This is a genomic window from Methylorubrum zatmanii (assembly GCF_014845115.1).
Classification (GTDB): domain Bacteria; phylum Pseudomonadota; class Alphaproteobacteria; order Rhizobiales; family Beijerinckiaceae; genus Methylobacterium; species Methylobacterium zatmanii.
Map to the genome: position 1 here is coordinate 1 of NZ_NKUI01000367.1, position 1,087 is coordinate 1,087.

1 protein-coding gene is annotated in these 1,087 nt (G+C 67.6%); it reads left to right on the forward strand.

All coding sequences use genetic code 11. The features are described 5' to 3' along the window. Positions 1-118: 118 nt before the first annotated feature. A partial coding sequence (gene istA, locus MZTS_RS24785) for an IS21 family transposase (protein ID WP_192285983.1) occupies positions 119-1,087 on the forward strand: 969 nt, incomplete at its 3' end.

Sequence of the window (1,087 nt, forward strand, 5' to 3'; positions counted from 1 at the left end):
GAGAGTGCGCCAGACCCGAATAAGGACCCCGTTTCCGGGGTGATCGGCGTCCAAACGGGACCCCCAGGATACTTCATCCAGACTGCCTCCCGCACTCGGAACGGGAGGCTCGCGGAGGATGTTGGTCGTGGAGACGGTCGCGAAGATCCGCCGCGCGTATTTCGTGCAGCATAAGCCGATCAAGCAGATCTGCCGGGAGCTGAAGCTCTCCCGCAAGGTCGTCAGGAAGGTGATCCGCTCGGAGGCAACCGCCTTCCGCTACACCCGCAGCGTCCAGCCTGCACCCAAGCTCGGGCCCTGGCGCGACGAGCTCGACCGGATGCTGGCGGCCAATGTCGGGAAGCCGGCGCGGGAGCGGCTGACGCTGACCCGGATCTTCGAGGCGCTGCGGGGGCTCGGCTACGAGGGTGGCTATGATGCCGTCCGCCGCTACGCCAAGACGTGGAAGCGCCAGCAGGCCAGCGTGACGGCTCCCGCCTTCGTGCCGCTCGCCTTCGCCCCGGGCGAGGCCTACCAGTTCGACTGGAGCCACGAGATCGTCCTGATCGCCGGCGTCACCACGACGATCAAGGTCGCCCACGTCCGGCTCTGCCACTCGCGCATGCTGTTCGTGCGGGCCTATCCGCGCGAGAGCCAGGAGATGGTCTTCGACGCCCACGACCGGGCGTTCGCCTTCTTCCGCGGCACCTGCCAGCGGGGCATCTACGACAACATGAAGACCGCGGTCGAGACGATCTTCGTCGGGCGCGAGCGCGCCTACAACCGCCGCTTCCTGCAGATGTGCTCGCACTACCTCGTCGAGCCCGTGGCCTGCACGCCGGCGTCAGGCTGGGAGAAGGGGCAGGTCGAGAACCAGGTCGGGCTGGTACGCGAGCGCCTGTTCACTCCGCGCGTCCGGGTGAGAAGCTACGACGAGCTCAACGCCCTGCTGCTCGACGGGGTCGTCGCCTACGCCAAGGCCCACCCGCATCCCGAGCAGCGCGACCTGACGATCTGGCAGGCTTTTGACGCCGAACGGGGAGCCCTGGTCCCCTACGCCGGACGCTTCGACGGCTTCCACGCCGTGCCGGGAGCTATGCAGGATTTT